The sequence below is a fragment of the Halotia branconii CENA392 genome (assembly GCF_029953635.1).
In the GTDB taxonomy this organism is placed as follows: domain Bacteria; phylum Cyanobacteriota; class Cyanobacteriia; order Cyanobacteriales; family Nostocaceae; genus Halotia; species Halotia branconii.
Genome location: NZ_CP124543.1, coordinates 2,818,078 through 2,842,477, shown reverse-complemented (window position 1 = coordinate 2,842,477; position 24,400 = coordinate 2,818,078). Strand labels below are relative to the sequence as shown.

Annotated in this window: 24 protein-coding genes; 16 read left to right on the top strand and 8 right to left on the bottom strand. The window is 41.3% G+C overall.

The genetic code is table 11. The features are described from left to right. Nucleotides 1–37: 37 nt before the first annotated feature. The gene (locus tag QI031_RS12430) at nt 38–910 is read left to right on the top strand and encodes a zinc metalloprotease HtpX (RefSeq protein WP_281485448.1); all 873 of its coding nucleotides are present in this window, start codon (nt 38–40) and stop codon (nt 908–910) included. Between the two features lie 67 nt (nt 911–977). Continuing rightward, nucleotides 978–1,367, top strand: coding sequence for a hypothetical protein (locus QI031_RS12425; protein WP_281485447.1), 390 nt, complete (start codon nt 978–980; stop codon nt 1,365–1,367). Nucleotides 1,368–1,438: 71 nt separating this feature from the next. On the opposite strand, the gene QI031_RS12420 is transcribed toward QI031_RS12425, so the two are convergent. Then, nucleotides 1,439–1,909: a DUF4385 domain-containing protein gene (locus QI031_RS12420; RefSeq protein WP_281485446.1), complete on the bottom strand. Its 471-nt coding sequence runs from the start codon at nt 1,907–1,909 to the stop codon at nt 1,439–1,441. Nucleotides 1,910–1,985: 76 nt separating this feature from the next. Between QI031_RS12420 and QI031_RS12415 the strand changes: the two genes are divergently transcribed. The 3 genes from QI031_RS12415 (at nt 1,986) to QI031_RS12405 (ending at nt 5,809) form a co-directional block, all read left to right on the top strand. Beyond that, on the top strand, nt 1,986–2,453 hold the full coding sequence (locus QI031_RS12415; RefSeq protein ID WP_281485445.1) for a VOC family protein: 468 nt from the start codon (nt 1,986–1,988) through the stop codon (nt 2,451–2,453). A 191-nt stretch (nt 2,454–2,644) separates the two neighbouring features. Further along, nucleotides 2,645–4,012, top strand: coding sequence for an NAD-dependent succinate-semialdehyde dehydrogenase (locus QI031_RS12410; RefSeq protein WP_281485444.1), 1,368 nt, complete (start codon nt 2,645–2,647; stop codon nt 4,010–4,012). 153 nt (nt 4,013–4,165) lie between these two features. Beyond that, entirely contained in the window at nt 4,166–5,809 is a 1,644-nt protein-coding gene (locus QI031_RS12405) for an acetolactate synthase large subunit (protein ID WP_281485443.1), read from the top strand. Between the two features lie 347 nt (nt 5,810–6,156). Here QI031_RS12405 and QI031_RS12400 read toward each other — a convergent pair whose 3' ends face one another. Beyond that, nucleotides 6,157–6,351, bottom strand: coding sequence for a hypothetical protein (locus QI031_RS12400; RefSeq protein WP_281485442.1), 195 nt, complete (start codon nt 6,349–6,351; stop codon nt 6,157–6,159). 368 nt (nt 6,352–6,719) lie between these two features. On the opposite strand from QI031_RS12400, the gene thrC reads away from it, so the two are divergent. Continuing rightward, on the top strand, nt 6,720–7,811 hold the full coding sequence (thrC, locus tag QI031_RS12395; RefSeq protein WP_281485441.1) for a threonine synthase: 1,092 nt from the start codon (nt 6,720–6,722) through the stop codon (nt 7,809–7,811). Nucleotides 7,812–8,099: 288 nt separating this feature from the next. Continuing rightward, nucleotides 8,100–9,413 (top strand): ABC transporter substrate-binding protein, encoded by a 1,314-nt coding sequence (locus tag QI031_RS12390; protein ID WP_281485440.1) that lies wholly within the window; start codon nt 8,100–8,102, stop codon nt 9,411–9,413. A gap of 70 nt (nt 9,414–9,483) precedes the next feature. Here QI031_RS12390 and QI031_RS12385 read toward each other — a convergent pair whose 3' ends face one another. Further along, nucleotides 9,484–10,821 carry an IS701 family transposase gene (locus tag QI031_RS12385; RefSeq protein WP_281481473.1) on the bottom strand — a complete coding sequence of 446 codons (1,338 nt, stop codon included), beginning with the start codon at nt 10,819–10,821 and terminating at the stop codon, nt 9,484–9,486. A gap of 502 nt (nt 10,822–11,323) precedes the next feature. Here QI031_RS12385 and QI031_RS12380 point away from each other — a divergent pair. Continuing rightward, complete coding sequence (locus QI031_RS12380) at nt 11,324–11,743, top strand: helix-turn-helix domain-containing protein (protein WP_281485439.1); 420 nt, start codon at nt 11,324–11,326, stop codon at nt 11,741–11,743. A gap of 114 nt (nt 11,744–11,857) precedes the next feature. Here the strand turns inward: QI031_RS12380 and QI031_RS12375 are convergent, their stop codons facing one another. Then, nucleotides 11,858–12,625 (bottom strand): phycobilisome rod-core linker polypeptide, encoded by a 768-nt coding sequence (locus tag QI031_RS12375; RefSeq protein ID WP_281485438.1) that lies wholly within the window; start codon nt 12,623–12,625, stop codon nt 11,858–11,860. Nucleotides 12,626–13,270: 645 nt separating this feature from the next. Here QI031_RS12375 and QI031_RS12370 point away from each other — a divergent pair. Further along, nucleotides 13,271–13,990 carry an Abi family protein gene (locus tag QI031_RS12370; RefSeq protein ID WP_281485437.1) on the top strand — a complete coding sequence of 240 codons (720 nt, stop codon included), beginning with the start codon at nt 13,271–13,273 and terminating at the stop codon, nt 13,988–13,990. 132 nt (nt 13,991–14,122) lie between these two features. Here the strand turns inward: QI031_RS12370 and QI031_RS12365 are convergent, their stop codons facing one another. Next, nucleotides 14,123–14,704, bottom strand: a complete 582-nt coding sequence (locus tag QI031_RS12365) for a hypothetical protein (protein WP_281485436.1) — start codon at nt 14,702–14,704, stop codon at nt 14,123–14,125. Then, on the bottom strand, nt 14,667–15,299 hold the full coding sequence (locus QI031_RS12360; RefSeq protein WP_281485435.1) for a phycobiliprotein lyase: 633 nt from the start codon (nt 15,297–15,299) through the stop codon (nt 14,667–14,669). The genes QI031_RS12365 and QI031_RS12360 overlap by 38 nt, the downstream gene beginning before the upstream one ends. 565 nt (nt 15,300–15,864) lie before the next feature. Between QI031_RS12360 and QI031_RS12355 the strand changes: the two genes are divergently transcribed. From QI031_RS12355 to QI031_RS12335, 5 genes are all read left to right on the top strand, one after another. Next, a complete protein-coding gene (locus QI031_RS12355) occupies nt 15,865–16,032 on the top strand; it encodes an NblA/ycf18 family protein (protein WP_281485434.1) in 168 nt (55 codons plus the stop codon). Nucleotides 16,033–16,266: 234 nt separating this feature from the next. Beyond that, nucleotides 16,267–16,821: a phycoerythrin subunit beta gene (gene cpeB, locus QI031_RS12350; protein WP_281485433.1), complete on the top strand. Its 555-nt coding sequence runs from the start codon at nt 16,267–16,269 to the stop codon at nt 16,819–16,821. A gap of 98 nt (nt 16,822–16,919) precedes the next feature. Beyond that, a complete protein-coding gene (gene cpeA, locus QI031_RS12345) occupies nt 16,920–17,414 on the top strand; it encodes a C-phycoerythrin subunit alpha (RefSeq protein WP_281485432.1) in 495 nt (164 codons plus the stop codon). A gap of 254 nt (nt 17,415–17,668) precedes the next feature. After that, the gene (gene cpeY, locus QI031_RS12340; RefSeq protein WP_281485431.1) at nt 17,669–18,931 is read left to right on the top strand and encodes a C-phycoerythrin alpha-cysteine-82 phycoerythrobilin lyase CpeY; all 1,263 of its coding nucleotides are present in this window, start codon (nt 17,669–17,671) and stop codon (nt 18,929–18,931) included. 172 nt (nt 18,932–19,103) lie between these two features. Then, on the top strand, nt 19,104–19,712 hold the full coding sequence (locus QI031_RS12335; protein ID WP_281485430.1) for a HEAT repeat domain-containing protein: 609 nt from the start codon (nt 19,104–19,106) through the stop codon (nt 19,710–19,712). 60 nt (nt 19,713–19,772) lie between these two features. On the opposite strand, the gene QI031_RS12330 is transcribed toward QI031_RS12335, so the two are convergent. Both QI031_RS12330 and QI031_RS12325 read right to left on the bottom strand, forming a co-directional pair. Beyond that, nucleotides 19,773–20,456, bottom strand: coding sequence for a Uma2 family endonuclease (locus tag QI031_RS12330; RefSeq protein ID WP_281485429.1), 684 nt, complete (start codon nt 20,454–20,456; stop codon nt 19,773–19,775). Between the two features lie 232 nt (nt 20,457–20,688). Then, nucleotides 20,689–22,317 carry a purple acid phosphatase family protein gene (locus QI031_RS12325; protein ID WP_281485428.1) on the bottom strand — a complete coding sequence of 543 codons (1,629 nt, stop codon included), beginning with the start codon at nt 22,315–22,317 and terminating at the stop codon, nt 20,689–20,691. Between the two features lie 704 nt (nt 22,318–23,021). Here QI031_RS12325 and ccmP point away from each other — a divergent pair. Next, the gene (gene ccmP / locus QI031_RS12320; protein ID WP_281485427.1) at nt 23,022–23,663 is read left to right on the top strand and encodes a beta-carboxysome protein CcmP; all 642 of its coding nucleotides are present in this window, start codon (nt 23,022–23,024) and stop codon (nt 23,661–23,663) included. Between the two features lie 10 nt (nt 23,664–23,673). Further along, on the top strand, nt 23,674–24,285 hold the full coding sequence (locus QI031_RS12315) for a pentapeptide repeat-containing protein (RefSeq protein WP_281485426.1): 612 nt from the start codon (nt 23,674–23,676) through the stop codon (nt 24,283–24,285). Nucleotides 24,286–24,400 lie beyond the last annotated feature (115 nt).

The following is a 24,400-nucleotide window of genomic DNA, read 5'->3' as shown; positions in this document are numbered from 1 at the left end:
ATAACTGTTTACTGTTAATTAGTAGGAGAGCGAAAATATGACAAATCAATTGAAAACAGCTGCTTTGTTAGCTGCGCTGAGTGGTCTTTTGATTGCCATTAGTTACTGGGTAATAGGTGGAACTGGTGGCTTGGTTATAGGAATTGGTTTAGCAGCAGTAACCAATCTATTTTCTTGGTATCAATCAGATAAGATTGCCTTAGGAGTTTACCGCGCTCAACCTGTGACTCAAGCACAAGCGCCGGGACTTTATCGCATCGTGCAGAGATTGAGCGATCGCGCTAATATTCCTATGCCAGGAATTTATATTGTTCCTAGTCAAAATGCTAACGCTTTTGCCACAGGGCGCGATCCAGAACACGCGGCTGTTGCAGTCACCGAAGGCATTTTAAATATTTTGCCAGAGGATGAACTAGAAGGCGTTATTGCTCATGAACTCACCCACATTATTAATCGTGACACCTTAACCCAAGCTGTTGCTGCTACAGTTGCAGGTGCTGTTTCCTTTTTGGCACAAATGCTGAGTTATAGTTTGTGGTTTGGTGGTGCAGGATCACGAGATAACAATAGAGGTGGAAATCCTTTAGGAGTATTGTTAACAGTAATTCTCGCACCATTAGCCGCTACAGTGATTCAGTTAGCAATCTCGCGCACACGGGAATTTTCTGCTGATGCTGGTGCTGCTAAATTAACTGGTAATCCCCGCGCTTTAGCTAGGGCTTTGCAAAGACTAGAAGCGACAGCGCGACAAATGCCTTTGAATGCTAACCCGGCCTTTGAACCCTTATTAATTATTCATCCCATCTCTGGACAATTTATGGGTAACTTGTTCTCTAGTCACCCTCCTACCGAAGTTAGAATTGAAGAATTATTGAAGTTAGAACAACAATTACCGACAACAGCTTACTAAATATTTAATAGATCAACCAAAGGTGCAGATCCAATAGAAAATTTTGTAATTGCAGGAAGTTTTAACTATGACTGATCACAATATTGAACCCGTAGTAGTAGTAGAAATCAGTTCTCAAACCAACGAAATGGTAGAAACCGAAATGGCTGGCGAAACAGATGAAGTTAAACGCGAAACCAAAGCCTTAATTGAAGCGCTTAAAAGACGCGCCCAAACTGAGGCAGAGTCAGCAGGTACTTTAACTCGTGAAACTTATTTAAATGCTGTGCGTCAAGCCAGAGAAGCAATTGAAAGAGAAAAACTCATTGAGCGCGATCGCTTAGAACACTCTTGGGCTGTAATGCAAAACGAAACCGAGAGAAATTGGCATTTGTTAATGAAAGAAATTACAGATTTTGGCGATCGCTTTCAAAGGGCTGCTAAAGCCGCTTGGGAAGCTTTTAATACTCCCTACTAATCTATTAAAAATTAAGAGGCTAAGATCCCCGACTTCTCAAAGAAGTCGGGGATCTTGTTGTTCCTGAACTGTTATTTTTCATACAATTGTTTATGTTTAGCTAAAAGCTGGAGATATTTTTCATTTGTTTTAGCTTGTATCCATTTTGCTTTAAATATTGCTGCTGATTCGGCTTTTATATGGTCTACTTCGTATGGTAGAATTTCTTTTTTATCACCTGTTTCTGAAGAAGTTTTTTTATATTTTCTGCCACTTTTATGATTAGCATAACGACGGGAGCGAGTATAACCCATTTGAATAAATTTCCTTGCCATATCTGCACCAACAAAATCATCTTGTGCTAAATATTCCAGAAATAAACTATAGATTTGTTCACTAGATTCTTTAGCGATATCAGGAGTTTTGAATCGCCAATGAGGTAAGATTTCTGATTTGTATGGTTCTACCAAAAGTACACCCTGCTCACCTTTGCCAATACGATAAAGTTCAGGATGTTGACGGAAATCAATATTTTGAAAGTCTAAAGAATAATCAAAAGACATGTTAGATTTTTATTATCAATAATAAACTTTTCTCTAAAGTTTAACTACCACCCATGTAGGTAAATTTTATTTAGCCATGCTATCTAGCACCACCTCAATAAACAATTTTCTTGCACCAGGAAACCTGCGTAAGGTACATCACATTGCTATTAACGTCCAAGACATGCAAGCTTCACGCTATTTTTATGGTACTATTTTGGGTTTGCATGAACTTTCTGGCGATGAAGTACCTGCAACTTTGGTTGAACTGGTCGCAGCAGGGAAGGTAGCTAATTTTATTACTCCTGATGGGACAATTTTAGACTTATTTGGGACACCTGATTTAACACCACCAGATCCAAATCCAGAAAAAAGCTTTACTAGAGCATATCATCTAGCTTTTGATATAGATCCACAGTTATTTGAGCAAGCAGTAGCAGTCATTAGAGACAATCAAATTGCGATCGCTCATGGGCCAGTCACCCGCCCTACTGGTAAAGGTGTATACTTTTACGATCCCGATGGCTTTATGATTGAGATTCGATGCGATCCGATTGAGGAATGAGGATTCTTGCTCCCCTGCCTCCCCTGCTCTGATTCTATGGTGTCTGAATTTACAAACTTCAGCAATTAATCGTGACAAAAACATAACCAAGCCTTGTCCAAAAGACTAAAATTTGGATGGTAGCTTCCAAAATTAATGTGTGTAACACTAAGGAGCTACTTCAAGCTATTTTTTAACGGGAGGTCAGGGCAATGGCTATCGCCACCATTAATCCCGCCACTGGGGAGACGCTCAAAACTTTTGAGCCACTCAATGATACAGAAATTGCCGCTAAACTAGATTTAGCTGGTAAAACTTTTGAACAGTACCGCAAGACTAGTTTTTCTGAGCGATCGCAATGGCTGCAAAAAGCCGCTGACATTTTAGAGCAAGAAAAAGCAAACTTTGCCCAAATAATGACTTTGGAAATGGGCAAGCCGTTGAAAGCGGCAGTGTCAGAAGTAGAAAAATGTGCGCTCGTTTGTCGTTATTATGCCGAACACGCTGCTGGCTTCCTAGCTGATGTCAGTGTAAATACAGATGCCAGTCATAGTTTTGTCTGTTATCAACCATTAGGTGTCATTCTCGCAGTCATGCCGTGGAATTTTCCCTTTTGGCAAGTTTTTCGTTTTGCTGCGCCTGCATTAATGGCAGGAAATGTTGGTTTACTCAAACATGCTTCTAATGTGCCGCAGTGCGCTTTGGCAATTGAAGACATTATCCGACGGGCAGGTTTTCCTCAAGGTGGATTTCAAACTTTGTTAATTGGTGCTGCCAAAGTTGCCAATTTAATGACTGACGACCGAGTTAAAGCAGCCACCTTAACGGGAAGTGAACCAGCCGGTGCTTCTTTAGCTGCTGCTGCTGGTAAACAAATCAAAAAAACCGTTCTGGAATTGGGAGGAAGTGACCCTTTTATTGTGTTAGCAAGTGCTGACTTAGAAGCAGCAGTTGTCACAGCTACTACAGCAAGGATGTTGAATAACGGGCAATCTTGTATAGCAGCGAAACGTTTTATTGTCGAAGAGGCGATCGCCGATCAATTTGAAAAATTACTTTTAGATAAATTTCTGGCACTGAAAGTTGGCGATCCCATGCAACCAGATACTGATTTAGGCCCACTAGCAACCCCCGATATTCTTCAGGATTTAGACCAGCAAGTGCAATCTGCGGTAACTAGTGGGGGTAAAGTCCTCACAGGTGGACATCCTTTAAAAGAGCGTTCTGGGAACTTTTATCCCGCAACCATCATCACAGATATTCCCCCTGAGAGTGCCATTGCTCAAGAGGAGTTTTTTGGCCCAGTGGCGCTGTTATTTCGAGTTGCGGATATTGATGCTGCGATTAAACTCGCTAATGCTACACCCTTTGGCTTGGGTGCAAGTGCTTGGACAACCAATAACCAAGAACGCGATCGCCTAGTTGAAGAAATTGAAGCAGGTGCAGTATTTATCAACGGCATGGTTAAATCCGATCCCCGATTACCCTTTGGTGGCATTAAACGTTCTGGATACGGCAGAGAGTTAAGTATTCAGGGTATACATGAATTTGTCAATGTTAAAACTGTGTGGGTGAAGTAATTGGGCATTGGGCATGGGGCATTGGGCATTGGGCATGGGGAATAGACAGTTATCAGTTACCAGTTATCAGTTTTCGCTGTTAACTGTTCACTGCCCTCTGCTCCCCCTAATCCCTAGTCCCTAGTCCCTAGTTATCGCTAGTGAGAAAATCAAATGAATACAGCAGATCTACTAGTACAGTGTTTGGAAAATGAAGGGGTGCAATATGTATTTGGACTCCCTGGCGAAGAAAATTTGCACGTTTTAGAAGCACTAAAACATTCTTCGATTCAATTTATTACTACTCGTCATGAACAGGGTGCAGCATTCATGGCGGATGTTTACGGTCGTCTTACAGGCAAAGCCGGAGTGTGTCTTTCGACTCTTGGGCCTGGAGCTACGAATTTGATGACTGGGGTTGCGGATGCTAACTTGGATGGTGCGCCTTTAGTGGCGATTACTGGACAGGTGGGAACAGATCGAATGCACATCGAATCTCACCAATATTTAGATTTGGTAGCGATGTTTGCTCCTGTGACTAAGTGGAATAAACAAATTGTTAGACCAAGTATTACACCAGAAGTTGTGCGAAAAGCATTCAAGCGATCGCAAAGCGAAAAACCAGGTGCAGTACACATCGATTTACCAGAAAATATTGCTGCTATGCCCGTAGAAGGCAAACCTTTACGTAAGGATAATAGCGAAAAAACATACGCATCTTTTGCTAGTATTCGGGCAGCATCAGCGGCAATTTCTCAGGCAATTAACCCATTAATCTTAGTAGGAAATGGAGCAATTCGCGCTGAAGCTAGTGATGCGGTAACGCAATTTGCCACCCAAATGAATATTCCTATTGCCAATACTTTTATGGGCAAAGGTGTAATTCCCTACACTCATCAATTAGCTTTGTGGTCAGTAGGGTTACAGCAAAAAGACTTTATTACTTGTGGTTTTGATAATACAGATTTAGTAATCGCTATTGGCTATGATTTAATTGAATTTTCCCCGAAAAAATGGAATCCCGACGGCAAAATTCCTATAGTGCATATTGGGTTAAGTCCAGCAGAAATTGATAGTAGTTATATTCCCTATGCAGAAGTAGTGGGAGATATTTCTGATTCCCTCTATGAAATCTTAAAATTAGCAGACCGCCATGCTAAACCTGATCCTTATGCAATCAGCTTAAGAGCCAACATTCGTGCTAATTACGAAGAACACGCTCATGATGATGGCTTTCCCATTAAGCCACAAAAGTTAATTTATGACTTGCGGCAGGTCATGGGACCAGATGATATTGTGATTTCTGATGTGGGCGCTCATAAAATGTGGATTGCCCGTCATTATCATTGCCATAGTCCCAATACTTGCATTATTTCTAACGGCTTTGCTGCAATGGGTATTGCGATTCCTGGGGCTTTAGCAGCAAAACTCGTTTATCCTAACCGTAAAGTCGTCGCTGTAACTGGCGATGGCGGTTTTATGATGAATTGCCAAGAATTAGAAACTGCTTTGCGTGTTGGTACTCCCTTTGTCACCTTGATTTTCAATGATGGCGGCTACGGTTTAATTGAATGGAAACAAGAAAATCAATTTGGTAAGGGAAATTCATCCTTTGTACATTTTGGCAATCCTGATTTCGTCAAATTAGCTGAAAGCATGGGTCTAAAAGGCTATCGTGTCGAATCTGCGACTGATTTAATACCTATACTTAAAGAAGCATTAGCTCAAGATGTACCTGCTGTCATCGATTGTCCGGTAGACTACCGCGAAAATCACCGCTTTACGCAGAAAGCTGGCGAATTAAGTTGTGAACTGTAGTCACTATTAGGCGACTAGCTGTAACTACAAGTTGCGACAATACAAAAACTCGCTCATACAGCAATACGGTTCAGATAAGGCTAAAACTTAAGACTAAAGTAGGTAGGTTGACGTTAGGAAACCCAACCTACTTTTTTCTTAAATGAATCGTATTGACTTAACCAACAGTATCTAAATTCAGGGAATAAACTGATTTTTTATAAGTATAGCGATCGCCAAGCTTGCTGATAAAACATGCTAATTGTTACAGTTTTCAACGATGGTCAAACAAAAACCAGCGTTTTGAATAGTAGCCCCCTACTAAAATTTAGACTGTAACAGTCCTGGCGATCGCTGTGAAAAAAATTTTACTTCTTTTCTTCGTTGATGGCAGCTAGGCGTTGCTCTTTGAGGTTTTGTAATTGCTGCAACAAAGAGTCTACCTCTGCTTGCAGGTGTTTCAGCTTAACTTGCTGATCGTCTTGATAACCAGACTTGGTTAATTCACTGACCCAGATAGTCTGGGAGTAGCGTTCACAAACACTAGATGAATAAGTAGGCATCGCTCTATTAATCTATAACTCAACTCACACCGTTAGTAAACATTATACTAATGCAAGTTTAAGACTCGTTAAATGATTGTATACTTTCAATCATTTACTCTAATAGGTTACGGGTGTTGTCATAAGTGACTGCGATTATGTTGTTTATGTTCCATTTATAACCTCCTGTTGGTGAAAGTCAGTTCTGTTTAAGGATTATGATAAACTGACATTTTACACAAAATAAAACCTGCAAGTTAAGACACCTGCAATCAAAGAGATAATATTCTTCTGAAATGAAGAGTATGCAAAATGGGAACAGAAAATCAGAAAGTTACTTTTTTACTCTTCCCTAATCCCCAATCCTTAGTGAAAAACTTTTAAACACTGTGACTGTGAGCTTGTCTGCTGCTAAATCTTATCGCCAACCCTGGCCAGGGCTGATAGAAGCCTATCGTGAGTACTTGCCTGTTAGTGAAAAAACGCCTGTTGTGACTCTGTTAGAGGGTAACACTCCTTTAATTCCAGTGCCAGCGATCGCAGAACGCATTGGCAGACAAGTAAGTGTGTTTGTGAAATACGATGGTCTTAACCCCACTGGTAGCTTCAAAGATCGGGGGATGACGATGGCGATTTCTAAAGCAAAGGAAGCTGGGGCAAAAGCAGTAATTTGTGCTAGCACAGGCAACACCTCGGCAGCCGCAGCCGCTTATGCTAAACGTGGAGGCATGAGTGCTTTTGTCTTGATTCCCGATGGATATGTAGCCCTAGGTAAGTTAGCCCAAGCCTTGTTATATGGCGCAGAGGTACTGGCAATTAAAGGTAATTTTGACCGAGCATTAGAAATTGTCTGCGAGATGGCTCAAAGCTATCCCATAACTTTGGTGAACTCGGTTAATCCTTACCGCTTAGAAGGACAGAAAACTGGAGCCTTTGAAATAGTTGATGCTTTGGGTAACGCTCCAGATTGGTTGTGTATCCCAGTAGGTAATGCGGGAAACATCACAGCATATTGGATGGGATTTTGTCAATATCATCAATTAGGTAAATGCGATCGCCTACCCAAAATGATGGGATTCCAAGCAGCAGGTGCAGCCCCGATTGTGAATGGCAAACCAGTAGCCCATCCTGAAACTGTAGCGACAGCGATTCGTATTGGCAACCCCGCTAGTTGGGAAAAAGCGATCGCCGCCCAATCAGCCAGTCAGGGCAATTTTCATGCTGTGACTGACACAGAAATTCTAGATGCTTATCGGCTTTTAGCATCATCTGAAGGTGTTTTTTGTGAACCTGCTAGTGCTGCTTCTGTCGCCGGATTATTACAAATTAAAGACCAAATACCCACAGGAGCAACCGTAGTTTGTGTCCTGACTGGCAATGGTCTCAAAGACCCAGACACAGCTATTAAGTACAGTGAAAGTCAATTTCAACAGGGTATTGAGGCAGAAATCAAAGCAGTAGCCGCAGCAATGGGATTTTAAGAGTACCGCTATGTGTAATTCGTAATTCGTAATGGGCTACGTCCCGCTACGCTAACGTAATTCGTAATTCACTAGGACTTACGCAAAATCATGGAAAAACTAACCACAAAGACACATAGATGCTTTGCGGCTTCCCGCAGGGCAGGACACAAAGTTAAGAGGATTTCAGAGAGTTCTTGCGTAAGTCCTATTCACTTTTGACAAGGTTTTTAGGTGTTTGAAATAGTTGGTTTATTTCTGCTGTACTGTACTAGTAGTTTGTGATTGACCAACAACATTTTTAGGGGCATGGATATTATTGTTTTTCTATCCCAAATCACAAGTTGGTTTCGCTATGTTGGGCGTATTTTACTTTTAGGTTTACTCCTGAGTTCATGCCTACTCTTTTTATCTGGCTGTCAAGTAACATCAGAAAAAGACGATGGAGTTATTCATTTAACACTCTGGCAGGGAATTAATCCCCCTGCAAATCGGGATGTTTTTCAAAAACTGATAGATAAATTCAATCAAAGCCATCCCGATATTTATGTAGAATCTATCTATGCAGGTCAGCTTGACCAACAATTGCCTAAAGTTTTAACAGCAGTTGTTGGTAATGTACCTCCAGATCTTTTGGCTTTTTACCCTCAAATCACTGGACAGTTTGTAGAATTAGGAGCCATTGAACCTTTAGAAGATTGGCTGGATCAATTACCAATTAAGTCAGAAATCTTCCCTAACCTTTTTGACGAATTGACGTTTAACAATCATATTTGGTCAATTCCTCTTTATACTGGCAATCTTGGTATTTTCTATAGACCAAAGCTGTTTCAAGCAGCAGGTATTACACAAATACCCAAAACGTGGTCAGAATTGCGAGAAGCTGCGAAAAAACTAACTATAGACCGTGATGGCGATCGCCGCCCCGAACAATATGGAATATTGCTACCTTTCGGTAAGGGAGAATGGACTGTTTTTTGTTGGTTTCCTTTTTTATTTAATGCTGGTGGAGATATATTAAGCAATAATCAGCCGAATTTAATGGACAAAGGAGCGATCGCAGCATTGCAATATTGGCAAGACTTCTTAAAAGATGGTTCAGCCATGCTTTCTGCTCCAGAACGAGGTTATGAGGAAGATAGTTTTCTTGCAGGTCGAGTGGCTATGCAGATTACTGGCCCTTGGACATACATTATAAAGTCTGATGTTGATTACGATGTGTTTCCTATACCTGGAAATGTCGAACAATCTACGGTAACCGCTGGTGGAAACATTTATTTAATGAAGACTACACCCAAAAGAGAGCAAGCAGCACTCAAGTTTTTAGAGTATGTTTTGAGTCAACAATTTCAAACAGAGTGGAGTTTAGGAACGGGTTTTTTGCCAGTAAACATCAAAGCTGCTGAAAGTGACACTTATCAACAATTCATCAAGCAACAACCAGTTTTAAAAGTGTTTTTAGAGCAAATACCTACGGCACGCGCTCGACCAATAATTACTAAATATAACCGCTTATCTGATAGTCTGGGCAGAGCGATCGAAGCAACGCTATTAGGTGAATCTCCTAAAAAAGCTCTTGAAACATCTCAAGAGCGTGCAGAGCTATTTTGGAGTGATAAATAAGCTCAATCAGCAACAGGACTTATCCCTCTTCTGTCACTTTCCGAAATAAGCAAGTAGTAAATAACTGAAATTATCCAGAAGAGAAAAAAGGTTTAAATTGGTTCATTGTACAAATTAGGTGATTAAATCCAAGCAATAAATCGGAATTGGGAAAAACATCTAGCCAGGGATAAATCAACCAAAATAATAAGAGAGGTTGAACAATTAAGCGAAGATTATTTAAAGTATTCTTCCATCCATAATCATGATTCCATTGTTTATGATTAGAAAAATCTACACAATCAATACAAACACTGTTTTGTACCTCTGTTTCAATTTGAGGAGCTTGATTTAAGGATAAGAAAGGTGGAGAACTTAAACTAATCATTGTGTAGACACAAAAAATAATCTCCCACCATCTCTGAATATGTTGGAAATTTGTAAACCTGTAATCTGTCCAGCCCAGTTCCTGTTTACACTGCCGAAAACCATATTCAACCCAGGTTCTTAATCCATATAAGTCGCCTAAAATCTTCTTCAAGTTACCTTGAAGATTTGTCATCACGAAAGAAGTAGAATTTTCCGGCATGGTTTCTGGGTCAGTAGTTATTTCCCAATAAGTTATGGTTCTTTTTTTTCCATAAATTATTTCTCGAATATATCTAGTCTCTGATTTTTGATTGCTAAATGTTCTTTTAAATTTACACCACTTATTCGCTCTAACGCTCTGGTTGGCTGGTAGCCAGACTCCGTGATTATTTCTTATTGCCACAACATAAGCTAATTCATATTCATTCAATTTTCTGATGAATTCGCTACTCTCACCATATAAACTATCCGCCAGTACCAACTCAATATTAAAGCCTTCACTAATTAATTCTGTAATAATTTCTGACGCTAATTCTATTTTAGTTTTATATTTATCTCCTTCTTTTAAAGTCCCCTTTGGTTTGAATACTTTGAAACTTAAGGGAAATGTTATATTGTCATAAACTCCATAAGCATTGACTGTCACTATTCCATTATCTATTTTTCCTACGCTCCCTAAATATTGTCTAGCCACATAATCTGTCTTTTTACCTTTTTTCCTGTCTCCTGTTTCATCTATTACTACGGTTATCGCCTGATCGTTTAACGCTCTCTTTAATTTATTTAATCTTCGGCTCTTTAATTTCTTTACTGACCAATCTGAATAGGCTATAAAATGATGTAATGACTGAGCAGAGTTTATACTTACTACTTTAGCTATTTCTGGTAACGATTTTCTTTTTATCGTTGATATTATCCCCAAATGTAAATATTTAAAGCATTCATAATTTCTTACCTCTTTGAACAGGTCTTTATACTCTGCACAATATTCATCTATGAGCGCAACTGTTGGGTGGGCATCTCTCGACAAATGTTTCAGGATTTGTAATTCTACATCCATTGCTCTGCTTACCTGAAGAGAGTTTTTTCTTTTAATTCTTTTATTTAGAATACCCGGAAAGTGACAGAAGAGGGTTATATCGTGTCCGGTTAAATACTTGTCATTAAGACCGCAGGGGGCAGGGGGCAGGGAGCAGGGGGAAACAGGGTTTCATGCTTTTTTCATAGATGCGGGAATTATGACTAATTACGCGGACATGATATGACGCAAGCAAAATTTGTCATTGCGACGCTTTGCTTGCAACAGGCTCTGTGTAGGGAAGCGATCGCAAAGTTTTAGGAGATTACGTCACTATCGTACCCTCCGGGTTCGCGGTAGCGTTTCTGAAACAGAAGACTAACGCCAACATAATTACGTCATTATGTGAATTTTGCGTAAGTTTTAAGCACAAATAGTCTACGTACCTGAAAATTGCTGTAAATCACAAAGATATTTCTGTTATTGTAAATTAAATATTCGACAGCTTATCCTAGATATATCTGTATCTCTTTGATACTGAAAAATGCCAGCAAGGTTGCAAATAAAATCTGAAGATTGCTCACCTTTGGGAAGGTTAATTCTTCAACATTTAGAAGATGAGGGTATCAGCATGAACCGTCTAGCGGAGTTGTCTGGGATTCCTCAACCTAGGCTGAGAGGAGCCTGTTTTAAGGGAACCTGTCCTACGCCTGAAACCCTAAGGAAACTGGCTAGAGTAATGGGTAAGCATCATCTAGAGCTTTATACACTGGCTTACGAAGGAAGGATCGAAAAGCTCCCAGAAGATGCCAATGACAACTCTCTGGATATGCTCATGAGGGAAATGTTTGAGACTGCTAGAGAGATGGGATTAACTCCCCCTACAAACCGCCCTTCCAAAGCCAAAATTCGCAAAGCATTGATAGAGCTAGGGTTTCACCCCAAGAGTGAAGAGACTGCTTGAGCAACTCCAATCATAGTATTAACAACACAGTTGGAGCTTGGAGGTGGGAAATCATAGACTTCTCACTTCCAAGCTCCAAATTTTGAGTTTTACCAGTGAATTAATAGGGATTACCTAGCTAACTCCGGAGATCTTGCGATAAGGTACAGATTGCGCGATATCAATATTTAGCGCTGAAATCTGTTGAGGCTGGTTAACTCGTGGGTTGATACTCTGTGCCATATCGAGGAACTGAGATGGATTACCTGCTTTAGGCTGCTTGTCTTGAGGGACGTAGCTGCGAACAATGGTTTGCCATACAACCTGCGGGAAGCCTAACTTGCCACGATAGTATTCATCGTAGCGCGGAGACTTGATGTTGAAAGGTCTTTCACCCTCAGTCCGTCCAGGTAGAACTCGACGGCGTTGGTAGGGAAGGGTGTCATACCCGAAGGCTTCTAGGTATTCATCGCTGTTAAGTAAATCATCGACAAAACCTTTGAGGCCTTTTGTCGCAACGACAATAGACCAAGCAAGTTTTTCGCGATTATCGTAAACATCACGACCCAGTACTCGCTGTACTGTCTGCTCTACAAAGCGATAGTTACTATTGAGATCGTAGAAACTACGCTTATAGGTATTAGACAGCAACAAGCCACGAACAAAGTCTCTAACAGTGATTTGACCACTGCGAAGTTGGGACTCTAGAAAACGTTCACGATCCGCAGCAAATGCATGAAAGAAAATCTGACGATATGCTGCTTCAATCAACTCGTCCAGTTCAGTAGTGGAAAGCAGGTTTTCTGTAGAGTAGACACGGGGTCGTTCTTCCCCTGGAACTTCGTACCCGACAACACGCTGATTCTGAGAGGATGGGGAATACTCTAAAAGAGGAATTGCCACGCCGAAAAAACTCCCTTTCCTTACAAATATTTTAGATAATTAATCACAATCATACGGTTAAGAGGTACTTTCATTCGATTTAGTTTAATGAAGCGTTACATAAGTTAATTTGAGTTTCATCTCTGAGGCATGGGGGAATGGCACTACAGTGTTAATTCCAGGCACTGCTGGATCGCTCATTTGGAAGAAAACACTGCGGCTGCTTAAATAATCATCAAAATCACTGCTGTCGAACTTGAATTGCTAAATTCAGATGTGAGTTGAATTACCTTATCTCACAGTTAATTTTTAGGTTATGCTCTAGCCGATAAATTAAACAGTCGAATGGTGAAGTGCAGCGGCGGCAGATAACCTCAAAATCCACACCAGCAGCTTCCGTCCGTCCGCTGCAACGCAGTGTTAAACCGCTTGGAACAGATATGAATCATGATGCCTGTGTATAAAAAGAGACATAATATGAGAAATGCAGTGGAAAAAACCACTGCATTATCCCCAATCTATCTGCATTAACGCAGTATCGGCGGAAGACCGATGTTTTTGATTTTGAGGTACAATTGGAAATTGTCATTTTTCTTACCCTTGGCTCATCACTAGGCGAAACTAGGAGAGGAGTTACCAGGGACTCTCATCTGCATTATAACAAAGATGAAGCCAAAGCGACCTAGTTACAAGTTTTTACGTTTTCAACGAGCAATATCTCCAAAGAGACTTGAGGCATATAGAAGCTCCTCATCGGATAAAGAATTAGACTTACTATCTACCTATTTATGGAATATTGGGCTATGTGAAGCTTTTTATCCTGTTCTTCATAGCTTTGAAATTGCTTTAAGAAATAATTTGCACCAGGCAATATCACGATTATTTTACGAAGATTGGTTGGATAAAATAGACTCACAAATATTACAACCTGAAGGAATACAATCTGTCAAAACTGCTATTAAAAGCCTAAACAAAAAAAACCAAAGTATATCGACGGGAAATTTAATATCAGAGCTGAATCTTGGTTTTTGGGTATCTCTATCATACGCTAGATATGAGGGCAAAGATAAGCTGTATCCAAGATTATTTAAGGATAAAGAGTTCTTACCTCATCTTCCAAAGAGCCGACGCACTAGAAGCACACTATCTAGAACATTCACCTCAATAAATCAATTACGAAATCAAATCTTTCACCACAATCCTGTATGGAATAAAAGCAATCTAAGAGAAGAATATGACAATGCACTTGAAGCAATTCAGTGGATCAGTCCAATACTTTATGAAACCACTAAACATCTCTCTCGTTTCCCAGATGTTTATGCCCAGGGACGTGCTTTTTATGTAAAAATTCTTGAAGCAATTATGACAAATTACGAGAGAAATTAAAACTTATATCAAGGCTTGTGAACCCTGACTGTCTAATCAGTATATATAAGCTTATTTACTAACGATTTTAGTAGGATTCAAGCTTTCAAATTAGTGGTTATATACCAATAAGACAGTCAGGGTCTCTACCCTTCATCCTTGCCAAAACGCCAAGGGATCTTGGGTTGGGTGACAGTAGGGATAAGACCGTAAGCTAGCTTCCATACTAGGTTGATAAGAGGGAGGTGCGATCGCTAGTCCTAAACACAAGTGCGATAAAGATTTAGCAAACTCTTGGTGATGACCAGGAAAACCTGCATGAGCATGAGCATATTCGTGTATAACCAGTGCTAACCAGTCTTCTGGTATTACTCGTCCTACATCAATCAAAATAGTAATTGGGTTCGTTTTAAGATTACAAAGACCATCAATCCCAAAAGACTGCGCCAAGGGAGCCGCAAAGATTTGAACTGTACGCTGCTGCCAGGGATGAAAACAGTCATGACACGCCTGGAGACAGGCGTTGAGTTCGGCGTTAACCGCATCTATATGATTGGCAATCCAGTTACAGATGGGAATGCGTTTGTCTAAGTCGTAAACTACATCCACCATCTCTGGATCTAAAGCCAAGCTACGAGCGCCATACAGGTAATCTAACCCACGGGTAAAAGGATCGGCACTGGTTGTAATCAGCAATTTACCAGCCAAAGAAGGATAAGGATTTTGTCGGCTCAACGGATTGCTGAATCTCCTCAGGGGTTAAGTTTGAGAGTTCAGCCTCATCTTCCTTTGAGGGAACACCATCAGCGTCTGCAATCCGAAATTCGGTGCAGAATGTAGCGGTACTAAAACCTCCAAATCGCTTAACAGTGCTAGTCCGCATCCGTAGGCTAGGGCTAGCAAACCAGAATCGTTCAATGGAACTCATGGTTTCGTACTCAGTTGTTAACACTAACCCGTTTTCATCATCCATGTGGTAGCGACCTGCTACAGGGACAATTTCGGCATAGCCTCGTTCCCTTAATAGTGTTCCTTGTCGTCCATCAGTAGTATCTGGCACTAATGAGAACACAGTAGAACCTTCGTGGTTTTCTTCGTCTCTATCCCATCCCATCGAGCCGTGCCAAGTGACAAAAGCTCCGCCGATCGCCAAACTAGGATCAAATTGATGAAGTTGGCAAATCTCAATTATTTGTGGATCATCGGCTGCGAGAGCTTTTATCTGAATTTCAGATTCACCCTTTTCTGAACGTTTAAAGGCGAGGTGGTGGGTGGTTCTTTGCGATCGCCACTTGCCAGTACTAAGTTGAAAGAACTCCATTGCATCCATAGATAGAAATCTGACTCCTATTCAGTGATATTTCTTAGTATTCAAAATTAAGTAACTCTACCCTTTACATCATAAAACTCCAAACTGAGTTGTGAGTAAAGGGGATGAGGGAGAAAAGGAGAAAGAGGAAAAGGAGCAGGGTGCAGCGGAGCAGCAAGAGGGGAAAAGGTTAAAGGGTAATACCGTTCACTTTAAAGTTGATACATTTGGGCAAGCAGGGGAAGCAGAGGAGGCAGGGGAGGTAGGGGAGGCAGGGAGCAGGGAGAAAAGGAGAGAAGTGCGGTCTTGGGGTTTCCCCCTCCGGGTTCGGCAGTCCCTCTTTGTTGGAACAACAAGACCGGGCTGCCTCCCCAAGTGGAGCAACTTCGGGAGAAAGAGGTAATTTTTCTTTATCCCCCTTGCTCCCCGCACCCTGCCCCTCTGCTTCTTATGTCCCATGCCCAATGCCCTACATTATTCGGAAACGTCTAAAAACGTTCACTTGTCAAGTATGTGTTACTTTTGTTAATATGGTATCAGGAAATTGAACGAGGCAATATTGCGAGAAGCAGGAGAGTAGACAACTATGGATGTGCCAACAAAACTGAGCTTAGAGCAAAGTTTCAACCTCAAGGTTTATGAAGAACAAGTAAAGGGGTTGAGTCAAGACCAAGCGCAAACGTTTCTTTTAGAAGTACTGCGGCAATTAATGATTAAAGAAAATGTGATTAAGCATCTGCTCAAGCAAGTTTAGTCCTACTTCTCAGTAATAAGCGCAATCTACCCTCAAGCAGTTCTTCCTTAAGTTTGAATATTTAGTAATATTGCCCCCAATTAGAGTTATTTCGATTGGGGGTTGTGTTGTATATGTTAAGGATTGTTGCTTTGTTTCTCATAACTGAGACTCAAGCACCCGTCATCTTTTATGTTCTATATCGTCGTAGTCAAACGACAGGCGACATCCTGATTTACTAACAAGGAGAGCTCAATGCTTGATGCTTTTTCTAGAGCCGTAGTCTCAGCAGATGCTAGTACTTCTGTCCTCAGCGGTAGCGATATTTCTAACCTGAAAAGTTTCCTTTCTGAAGGCAACAAACGTTTGGACGCTGTAAATGCGATCGCCAGCAACGCTAGCTGTATCGTTTCTGATGCTGTAGCTGGAATGATCTGCGAAAACCAAGGTTTAATCCAAGCTGGTGGTAATTGCTACCCTAACCGCCGCATGGCTGCTTGCCTACGCGATGGTGAAATCGTTTTACGTTACATCACCTATGCGCTACTTTCTGGTGATGCTTCCGTATTGGATGATCGTTGCTTGAACGGTTTGAAAGAAACCTATGCTGCTCTAGGCGTACCTACAACCTCCACTGTACGTGCTGTGCAAATCATGAAGATTAGCTCTTTGGCTCATATCAATGAGACCAACACAGAAAAATACGGTGGTAAGCGTTTCCGCAAGATGACTACAACCCAAGGCGACTGTTCTGGATTGACATCTGAAGCAGCTAGTTACTTTGATCGCGTTATTTCTGCTCTAAGCTAATCCTTAACAGAAATAGTGAGTTAGAGACTTAAGCTCAAAACTCAAAATTCAAAACGATTACCGAAACGTTCTGATAACATCCATTCGGAGATATAAGCATGAAATCAGTTGTTACCACCGTGATCGCGTCTGCTGATGCAGCCGGTCGCTTCCCCAGCACCTCTGACCTAGAATCTGTTCAAGGTAGTATTCAGCGCGCTACAGCTCGTATGGAAGCTGCTGAAAAACTAGCTAGCAACATCGATAACGTAGCTAAAGAAGCTTACGATGCTTCTATCAAGAAGTATCCTTACTTGAACAATGACGGTGAAGCTAATTCTAGCCAAGTTTTCAAAGACAAGTGTGCGCGTGACATCAAACACTACATGCGCCTAATTCAGTACAGCTTGATTGTTGGCGGTACAGGCCCTCTCGATGAGTGGGGAATTGCTGGTCAGCGTGAAGTTTATCGTGCTTTGAACTTGCCAACTGCTCCTTACGTTGAAGCTTTGAGATTCGCTCGTAACCGTGGTTGCGCTCCTCGCGATATGTCTGCTCAAGCATTGGTTGAGTACAATGCTCTTCTCGACTACGCAATCAACTCTCTATCATAGTTGAATTGTAATTTTGTGACAGGATAAGAATCTTATCCTACAAGCCTGAGAGTTCTTGGCGTGTTGCTTTACCTAATTTAAGGTTGAGTACTGGCAAAGAATTTTCGGGCTTGTTTTTATGTGTTAGTGGTTTATAAATAATTTTTACCACCAAGGCACTAAGACACTAAGAAATGTCTGTTCTATACTTTTATATCTGTAACAGTAAAAAATTATCATTTGCGATCGCGGTTGGTCATTGACTACTAAGACTAATGGATAAACGCTTTTTTAATCTCTTCAATTTGACAGAAGACGAAGCTATCACCCTTTTAGATACGCCTCAAGAGGAGATAGATGAAGATGACTCACGCTATATTGCGGCTTCTCATTTGGTGAACTTTCCAACGGAGCGTTCAATCAATGCCTTAATACGTGCGGTGCAACAAACTGACCCTTCGCTAGATAACCGGATTGTGCGGCGCAAGTCAGTGGAGATATTAGGACGGCTACAGGCAAAGCCAGCCTTAAGCGTCATTCGCACCTGTTTAGCAGATGAAGACTGCTACACCGTGGAAAATGCCGTTTGGGCGATCGCAGAAATTGGTACTCAAGACTCAGATATCTTAGAAGAAGTTGCCCAATTGCTGGAAAAACCAGGGCAAACATATCGAGTAATTATCCATACTTTGACTAAGTTAGATTACCAACCTGCATTAGAAAGGATTCGCAAATTCGTCAATGCCGATGACGCACCTATAGCCAGTGCAGCTATTTCCGCAGTCTGCCGATTTACTAGAGACTATTCTCAGATGGATCGGGTAGTAGCGCTGTTGCAACACCAAAATGTATTTGCCCGTCGGTTATCGATCCAAGATTTGATCGATGCTAGATATTACGATGCCATTCCTAATATTGCTCGGTGTCCGGTATCTATTGTCTTTCGGTTACGGGCAATTCGGATGCTAGCAGAAGTTGGTATTTCTACAGGCGCGCTTGCCTACACTAAAATTCAACCTTATTTAGAGCAAACATTGCGCGACCATCCTCAAGATTTAGATTTGGTACACAGCTACGATCAACTACCAACCCTGCCATTTCTGATACGTGAGTTGTATGAAACAGACTTTGGGCGCTGTTATTTAGCCACTAAAACTATTCTTGAACATTACGCAGACACAGCACCCACCGCCCTTTTTGCCACATACACGGAAGAAGCTCACAGCGATTATGGCGCACATTTTCATGTGATCAAGCTATTCGGCTGGCTTCAACATGCCCCTGCTTATGAGCTTTTAATAGAAGCATTGCACAACCCTCAACCGCAGTTTCAGAAATCTCGCGCCGCTGCTGCGATCGCCCTCAGTGAACTAGGCGATCGTCGCGCCATCCCCGAACTGCAAAAAACCCTACAAACCAAAATCTGGGATTTAAAATATGCGACATTCATGGCATTAGAAAAACTTGGCGATACCAGTAGTCGTGAAATTGCCGCTAACGATCAAGACTGGTTGATTAGAGAAAAAGCTAGAGACTAATAAAGAAGCAGGGGAAGAGAAGAGGAAAGGGAGCAGGGGGCAGGGGGCAGGGGAGACAAGGAGACAAGGAGACAGTTTTTTCCCCAATTATCTAAATTCTCCTTGTCCCTAATTCCTCTTTTTCTTCATGCCCCATGCCCAATGCCCAATGCCCAATTATTCATAATTTAAAATGACTCAAGACGAACTCTTTCAACAACTCAAACATCCTAACCCCAACTTACGGGAACGGGCGATGCTAGAACTAGCTGAAATTCAAGATGAAACTACCATTCCTCGACTGATAAGTATTCTGGGTGAAGAAGATGTTGTTTATCGACGGGCTGCTGTTAAAGCATTGGGAGTGATTGGTCCAGATGCTACTATTCCCTTAATTGATCCCTTGCTGAACAGTGACAATGTGACTGTTAGAGGCAGTTCTGCCAAAGCTTTGGCTCAAATTGCCGTTAACCATCCAGATGTTCCTTTCGCTGCTGAAGGTTTGCAAGCATTAAAAACTGGACTCAATGACCCTAATCCCATTGTCAACATTGGATGCGTTATGGCTTTAGGTGAGATTGGTGTCCCAGCCTTGGATATTTTACTTGAATCTCTGGAAACAACAGATAATGTGGCTTTGGCGGTAACCATCGTCAATGCTCTTGCTACCGTCGGCGACAGCAGAGGAGCAGATGTACTCACAGCAATTGTGAATGATGAATCTGCCGACTCTTATGTACGAGAATCAGCTACAAGTGCATTATCGCGTTTAGAGTTAGTGAACAAGTATAAAAGAGAGTAAATACAAAAGAGTTTGAGAATATTTTTCCCCTAGATTGGCAAACTATTAGTTGTTGGAAAATTATCTAGCTAATCTTTGCACGAAATGTTGATGTTCTAGGGTAGATAATCCATTTTGCAAAATGGCTAACACTGTAGCTAAATCTCCTGCTAGTAATGCAGATTTTGCTAACCATAAACCGGGATAAACTTGAGAGCAAATTATATCATCTGTAGAGGGTTCAAGTTGTGTATAGTCACCTTTATCTAATTTAAACCAATCAAATTGCTGGTCATAAACTCGCCATACTAAATATTCTTGGACTTGATTACGACGATAAACTTTCAGTTTTTCATGTAAATCGTATGAAGCACTAGAAGCAGCAATTTCTACAATTAATTCTGGCGCTCCTTCTACATAATCATTTTTATTAATGCGCGATTGTCCATCTATCTCAATTCTCAATAAAGCGTCTGGTTGCAGTTCATTATCAGCATCTATTAAGACTGTGGTATTATCAGCCAAACCCACACCTGGCGTAGCTGCTTTGTATGTAGCCAACCAACCTATAATGTAAGCATGGGGTTCGCCATGACTTTTGATTCTTAATGGGGAGGCCACGTAAACAACTCCTTCAATCAATTCTGCTTTTTTCAGATTAGGCATAGCACGATAACGCCGTTCAAATTCATCACGGGTCAACTTGTCGCCATTTTCTAAGGGTAGAATTGTTAAAAGAAAAAAATTTTTGTCAGCAGATATCATAATTTTTTTAAATATTGCAAATACTGACACTACTAATTTTAGCGTTGATTTTTGGGGATAATCTAAATCCAAATAAGTAAGTCGACGAAAAAAAGCAAATTGCTCTTAGTGGCGTGGTAAGCTTAATTTAGTGCATTAGGCGTAGGTTGGCTTAAGCGCAGCGAACCCAACTTGGATCTTTAAGTACTAAGAGTATCAGTGTAATATTCAACGATTCAAGTAGATGTAAATCCTATTTCAATTTAAATTGATCAAACTTGACAACCTCTGAGTCAGGTTTACGGGTATCAAAACGATAGCTACTGATAATCCCTGTACCTGTATCAAAAATGCTAAAAACTGTAATATTATTACTGGCAATATAAGGCATTGCCTGATCATCTTTATTTAATAAAGAGTCAATGGTCGGCATTACTGGTTCCAATCCATTAGGATCGCCAAGTTTCACATAATCTTCTTTATACCCAACTGGTACATCTCGCTTTCTGTTACCCCAGGCAGCACCATAAGTATTGCCCACATTAGATGTTTCTAGAAAATGCATCCCGCTAGGACTAATAAAGCGATTCCACAAATGGGAATGCCCATAAAATACGAGTTGCACATTAGCCGCTTCTAGTAAAGGTACAACATCGCAAATAATATAATCTTTATCCTTAGGATATTCGTAACGTACTGCTTTGATTTTGCGCTCTTCATCCCGTTCAATTATCTGCACTGGATCAGTATAAGCAGGGACGATGTTATCACCCAATGTATGGGGTGGATGATGAAACATCACGACTTTGTATTTTGCCTGTTTAAACTCTAGACTGTTGAGTTCTGTCTCTAGCCAATTGTACTGCTTGCTGCCTTTAGTAATCGGTTCATAAATAATCTGTCCATAACCCCAATTTTCAGGATTATGTAAATCCTTTTCTGCTTCTCTGTATCTACCTTTATATTTCGGATCTAAGTTAGGATTCCGCCACATATTTGTGATGTACAGTACTACCAAACGGACATCACCAAAGCTGACTGCATAATATTTTTTGCCACCCTCTTGACTTTTGGGTAGAGTAAAAATTTCTTCGTATGTAACGGTATTAAAAGAATTATTTATAAGCGATTTACCACTATACAATTTTTGAGCAACCGCACGGGGAATCGTATCATCAAATTCATCGTTCAAACTGTCCTTTCTTGCAAATCGTCCCATCACTTCATGATTACCAATGGCCGTAAACATGGGAGCGTGTTGAATTATTTGACCCCCAGTGTAGATTGTCTTAATGCCATTATGTTCCATTTCATATTTGGCACGACCTTGTAAACCAGGAAATAACGCGCCGCCTCGATGATCATCAAACCATTCCGAAGCGCGATCGCTAACATTAATTAAATCACCAGCGAACCACACCCCATCAACTCGTCCTACTGTCTCCACCACTTTTTGCAGATTTGCCGCTGTCATCGGCTTTAACTGATGGTCAGAGGTGAGTAAAATTTTTAATGGTGTACCTAGTTTGGGACTGGGCGCAAGGCTAAAAACATCACTGCTAATATTAGCTCCATCTTCACGCACACTCATGACTCGATAAGGAACCCGCACCCCAGAAGTTAACCCAGTCACTTCTGCTTCGTGTCGCCAGATGTCACGTTTTACAGGCTCTTTATATGTTTGATTTGCTACTTTTGATTGCTGGTCTTCGCGTGTACGACTGAGTTTAGTTGTACTTGCCCAAGAAGTTTGATCAAGTTTCTCTCCGTAGGTAACTATATGTTTATTACCAGCAAATTCGGTAAACCACACTACTTGTACTGAAGTTGCTGTTGGCAATTGTAAAAATGGGTCAGTCAGCAGTTGCGGCGATGATTTCATAGTTGTTTGTCCAAATGAACGCACGCCCAATAGAGTAAGGCATAGAAAAAATAGAAGTATAGGCGTTGGCAGTTTTATTTTCGCCACGATCGCTCTAAGTATTACAAGCCTGGATTATTATACAGTGGCAAATTTAAACCAGGGTTAACTAAACAGTTATCAGTTACTGTTTACTTCATCAAAAGGCGACGGAAAATCTACTTCTGAGAGGAATGTCCGTAATAGTACTTCGGCTTGCTTCGACTGCGCGGCAGTTGAGCGAAGTCGAAACTCAGCAACCAACGCTCAGGCTAAACTCAGTACAAGTCGCTCAGTAACCATCGCCCGCCCCGTCGCCGTCAGATGTCAGTAGTCAGCGATGCACTGAATTTCGACACTTCGACAGGCTACTTCGGCTACGCCCTTCGGCTTGCTTCGACTGCGCGGCAGTTGAGCGAAGTCGAAACTCAGCAACCAACGCTCAGGCTAAACTCAGTACAAGTCAGTACAGCGCTGCGCGGCAGTTGAGTTTCGACTACCGCTAGCCGAAGTGTGGTAAGTAGCAAAAAAAACTGACTATTGACCACTGATCACTGGGACGAAATTTCGTCCCTTTCAGGGGTGAGATGAGCTTAATAAGTCCCGCATTTAGGCTTATGGTAGTTTAAAGGTAAACTCATATATTGCAACAAATATTTTTACCCTGATGACTGGAGAGCAAAATCTTGGGCATAGAATTACGCAGTTTTGTATTTCTCGACAATCTGCAACCTCAACATGCAGCATATATGGGAACAGTAGCCCAAGGTTTTTTACCATTACCAGGAGATACATCACTGTGGATTGAAATCTCTCCTGGTATTGAAATTAATCGAATTACTGATGTAGCGCTCAAAGCTGCTTCTGTTCGTCCGGGAGTACAGGTAGTTGAACGGCTGTATGGTCTATTAGAAGTTCATTCTAGCTCTCAAGGCGAAACACGATCTGCTGGTCAAGCTATATTAGCAACCCTAGGAGTCCGTAGAGATGAAGGTCTCAAACCCCGTGTGGTTTCTAGCCAAATTATTCGCAACATTGATGCTTACCAAACGCAACTGATTAATCGCACACGTCGGGGACAGCTACTACTTGCAGGGCAAACCCTATATGTATTAGAAGTTGAACCTGCCGCTTATGCTGCATTGGCTGCCAACGAAGCGGAGAAAGCGGCGTTAATTAACATCCTTGAGGTTCAAGCTGTAGGTAGCTTTGGACGACTTTACTTGGGTGGACAAGAACGAGATATTCTCGCAGGTGCGGCAGGAGCATTAACAGCAATTGAAAGTGTAGCTGGTCGGGTAAATCCCCAGATTAGTCGTCAGCATTAAAGGAGAAAAAATGGCAAATCGAGAGCATCTGGCTTTACTAAAAGCTGGTGCAGCCACCTGGATTGAGTGGAGAAAGAAAAATCCTCATATTGAACCAGACCTCAGTGTCGCAAACTTGAGTGGTGCAATACTGACACAGGTAGATTTGAGTCACAGTAATCTGATAGGTGCTGATTTAAGTGAAGCGAATTTGATTAGTGCTACTTTTGCTAATACTAATTTGATTGGAACTGACTTGAGAAATGCTAACTTGAGAGATGCTGATTTAGGTTCATCAAAGCTGATTCGGGCTAACCTCTGTTTTGCCAACTTGATCGAAGCTAATTTGATCGCAGCTGACCTCAGCGACGCAAACTTACACGAAGCAGAATTGATGGGGGCTTACCTTTACAAAACTGACCTTTACAAAGCTAATCTCAGTAAAGCTCACCTCAGCGGTGCATACCTATCGCGGGCTAACTTGAGTCAAGCTGACTTGAGAGGTGCTAATTTGAGTTGGACTAACCTCAGCAAAGCGAACTTAGCAGGGGCTGATCTTAGAGGAGCTAATATTAGGGGAGCCAACCTTACTAATGTGAATCTTCAGGAAACGATTATGCCAGATTCTTCATTGCATGATTAGTGTATATAGCGCTTCTCGTTTGAATAAGGTACATCTCGTTAAGATCAGGGACTGGGGGCTAGTACAGTGCAGCAAAAATAAACCACCCATTCCAAATTGATGAAAAGCTTATGCT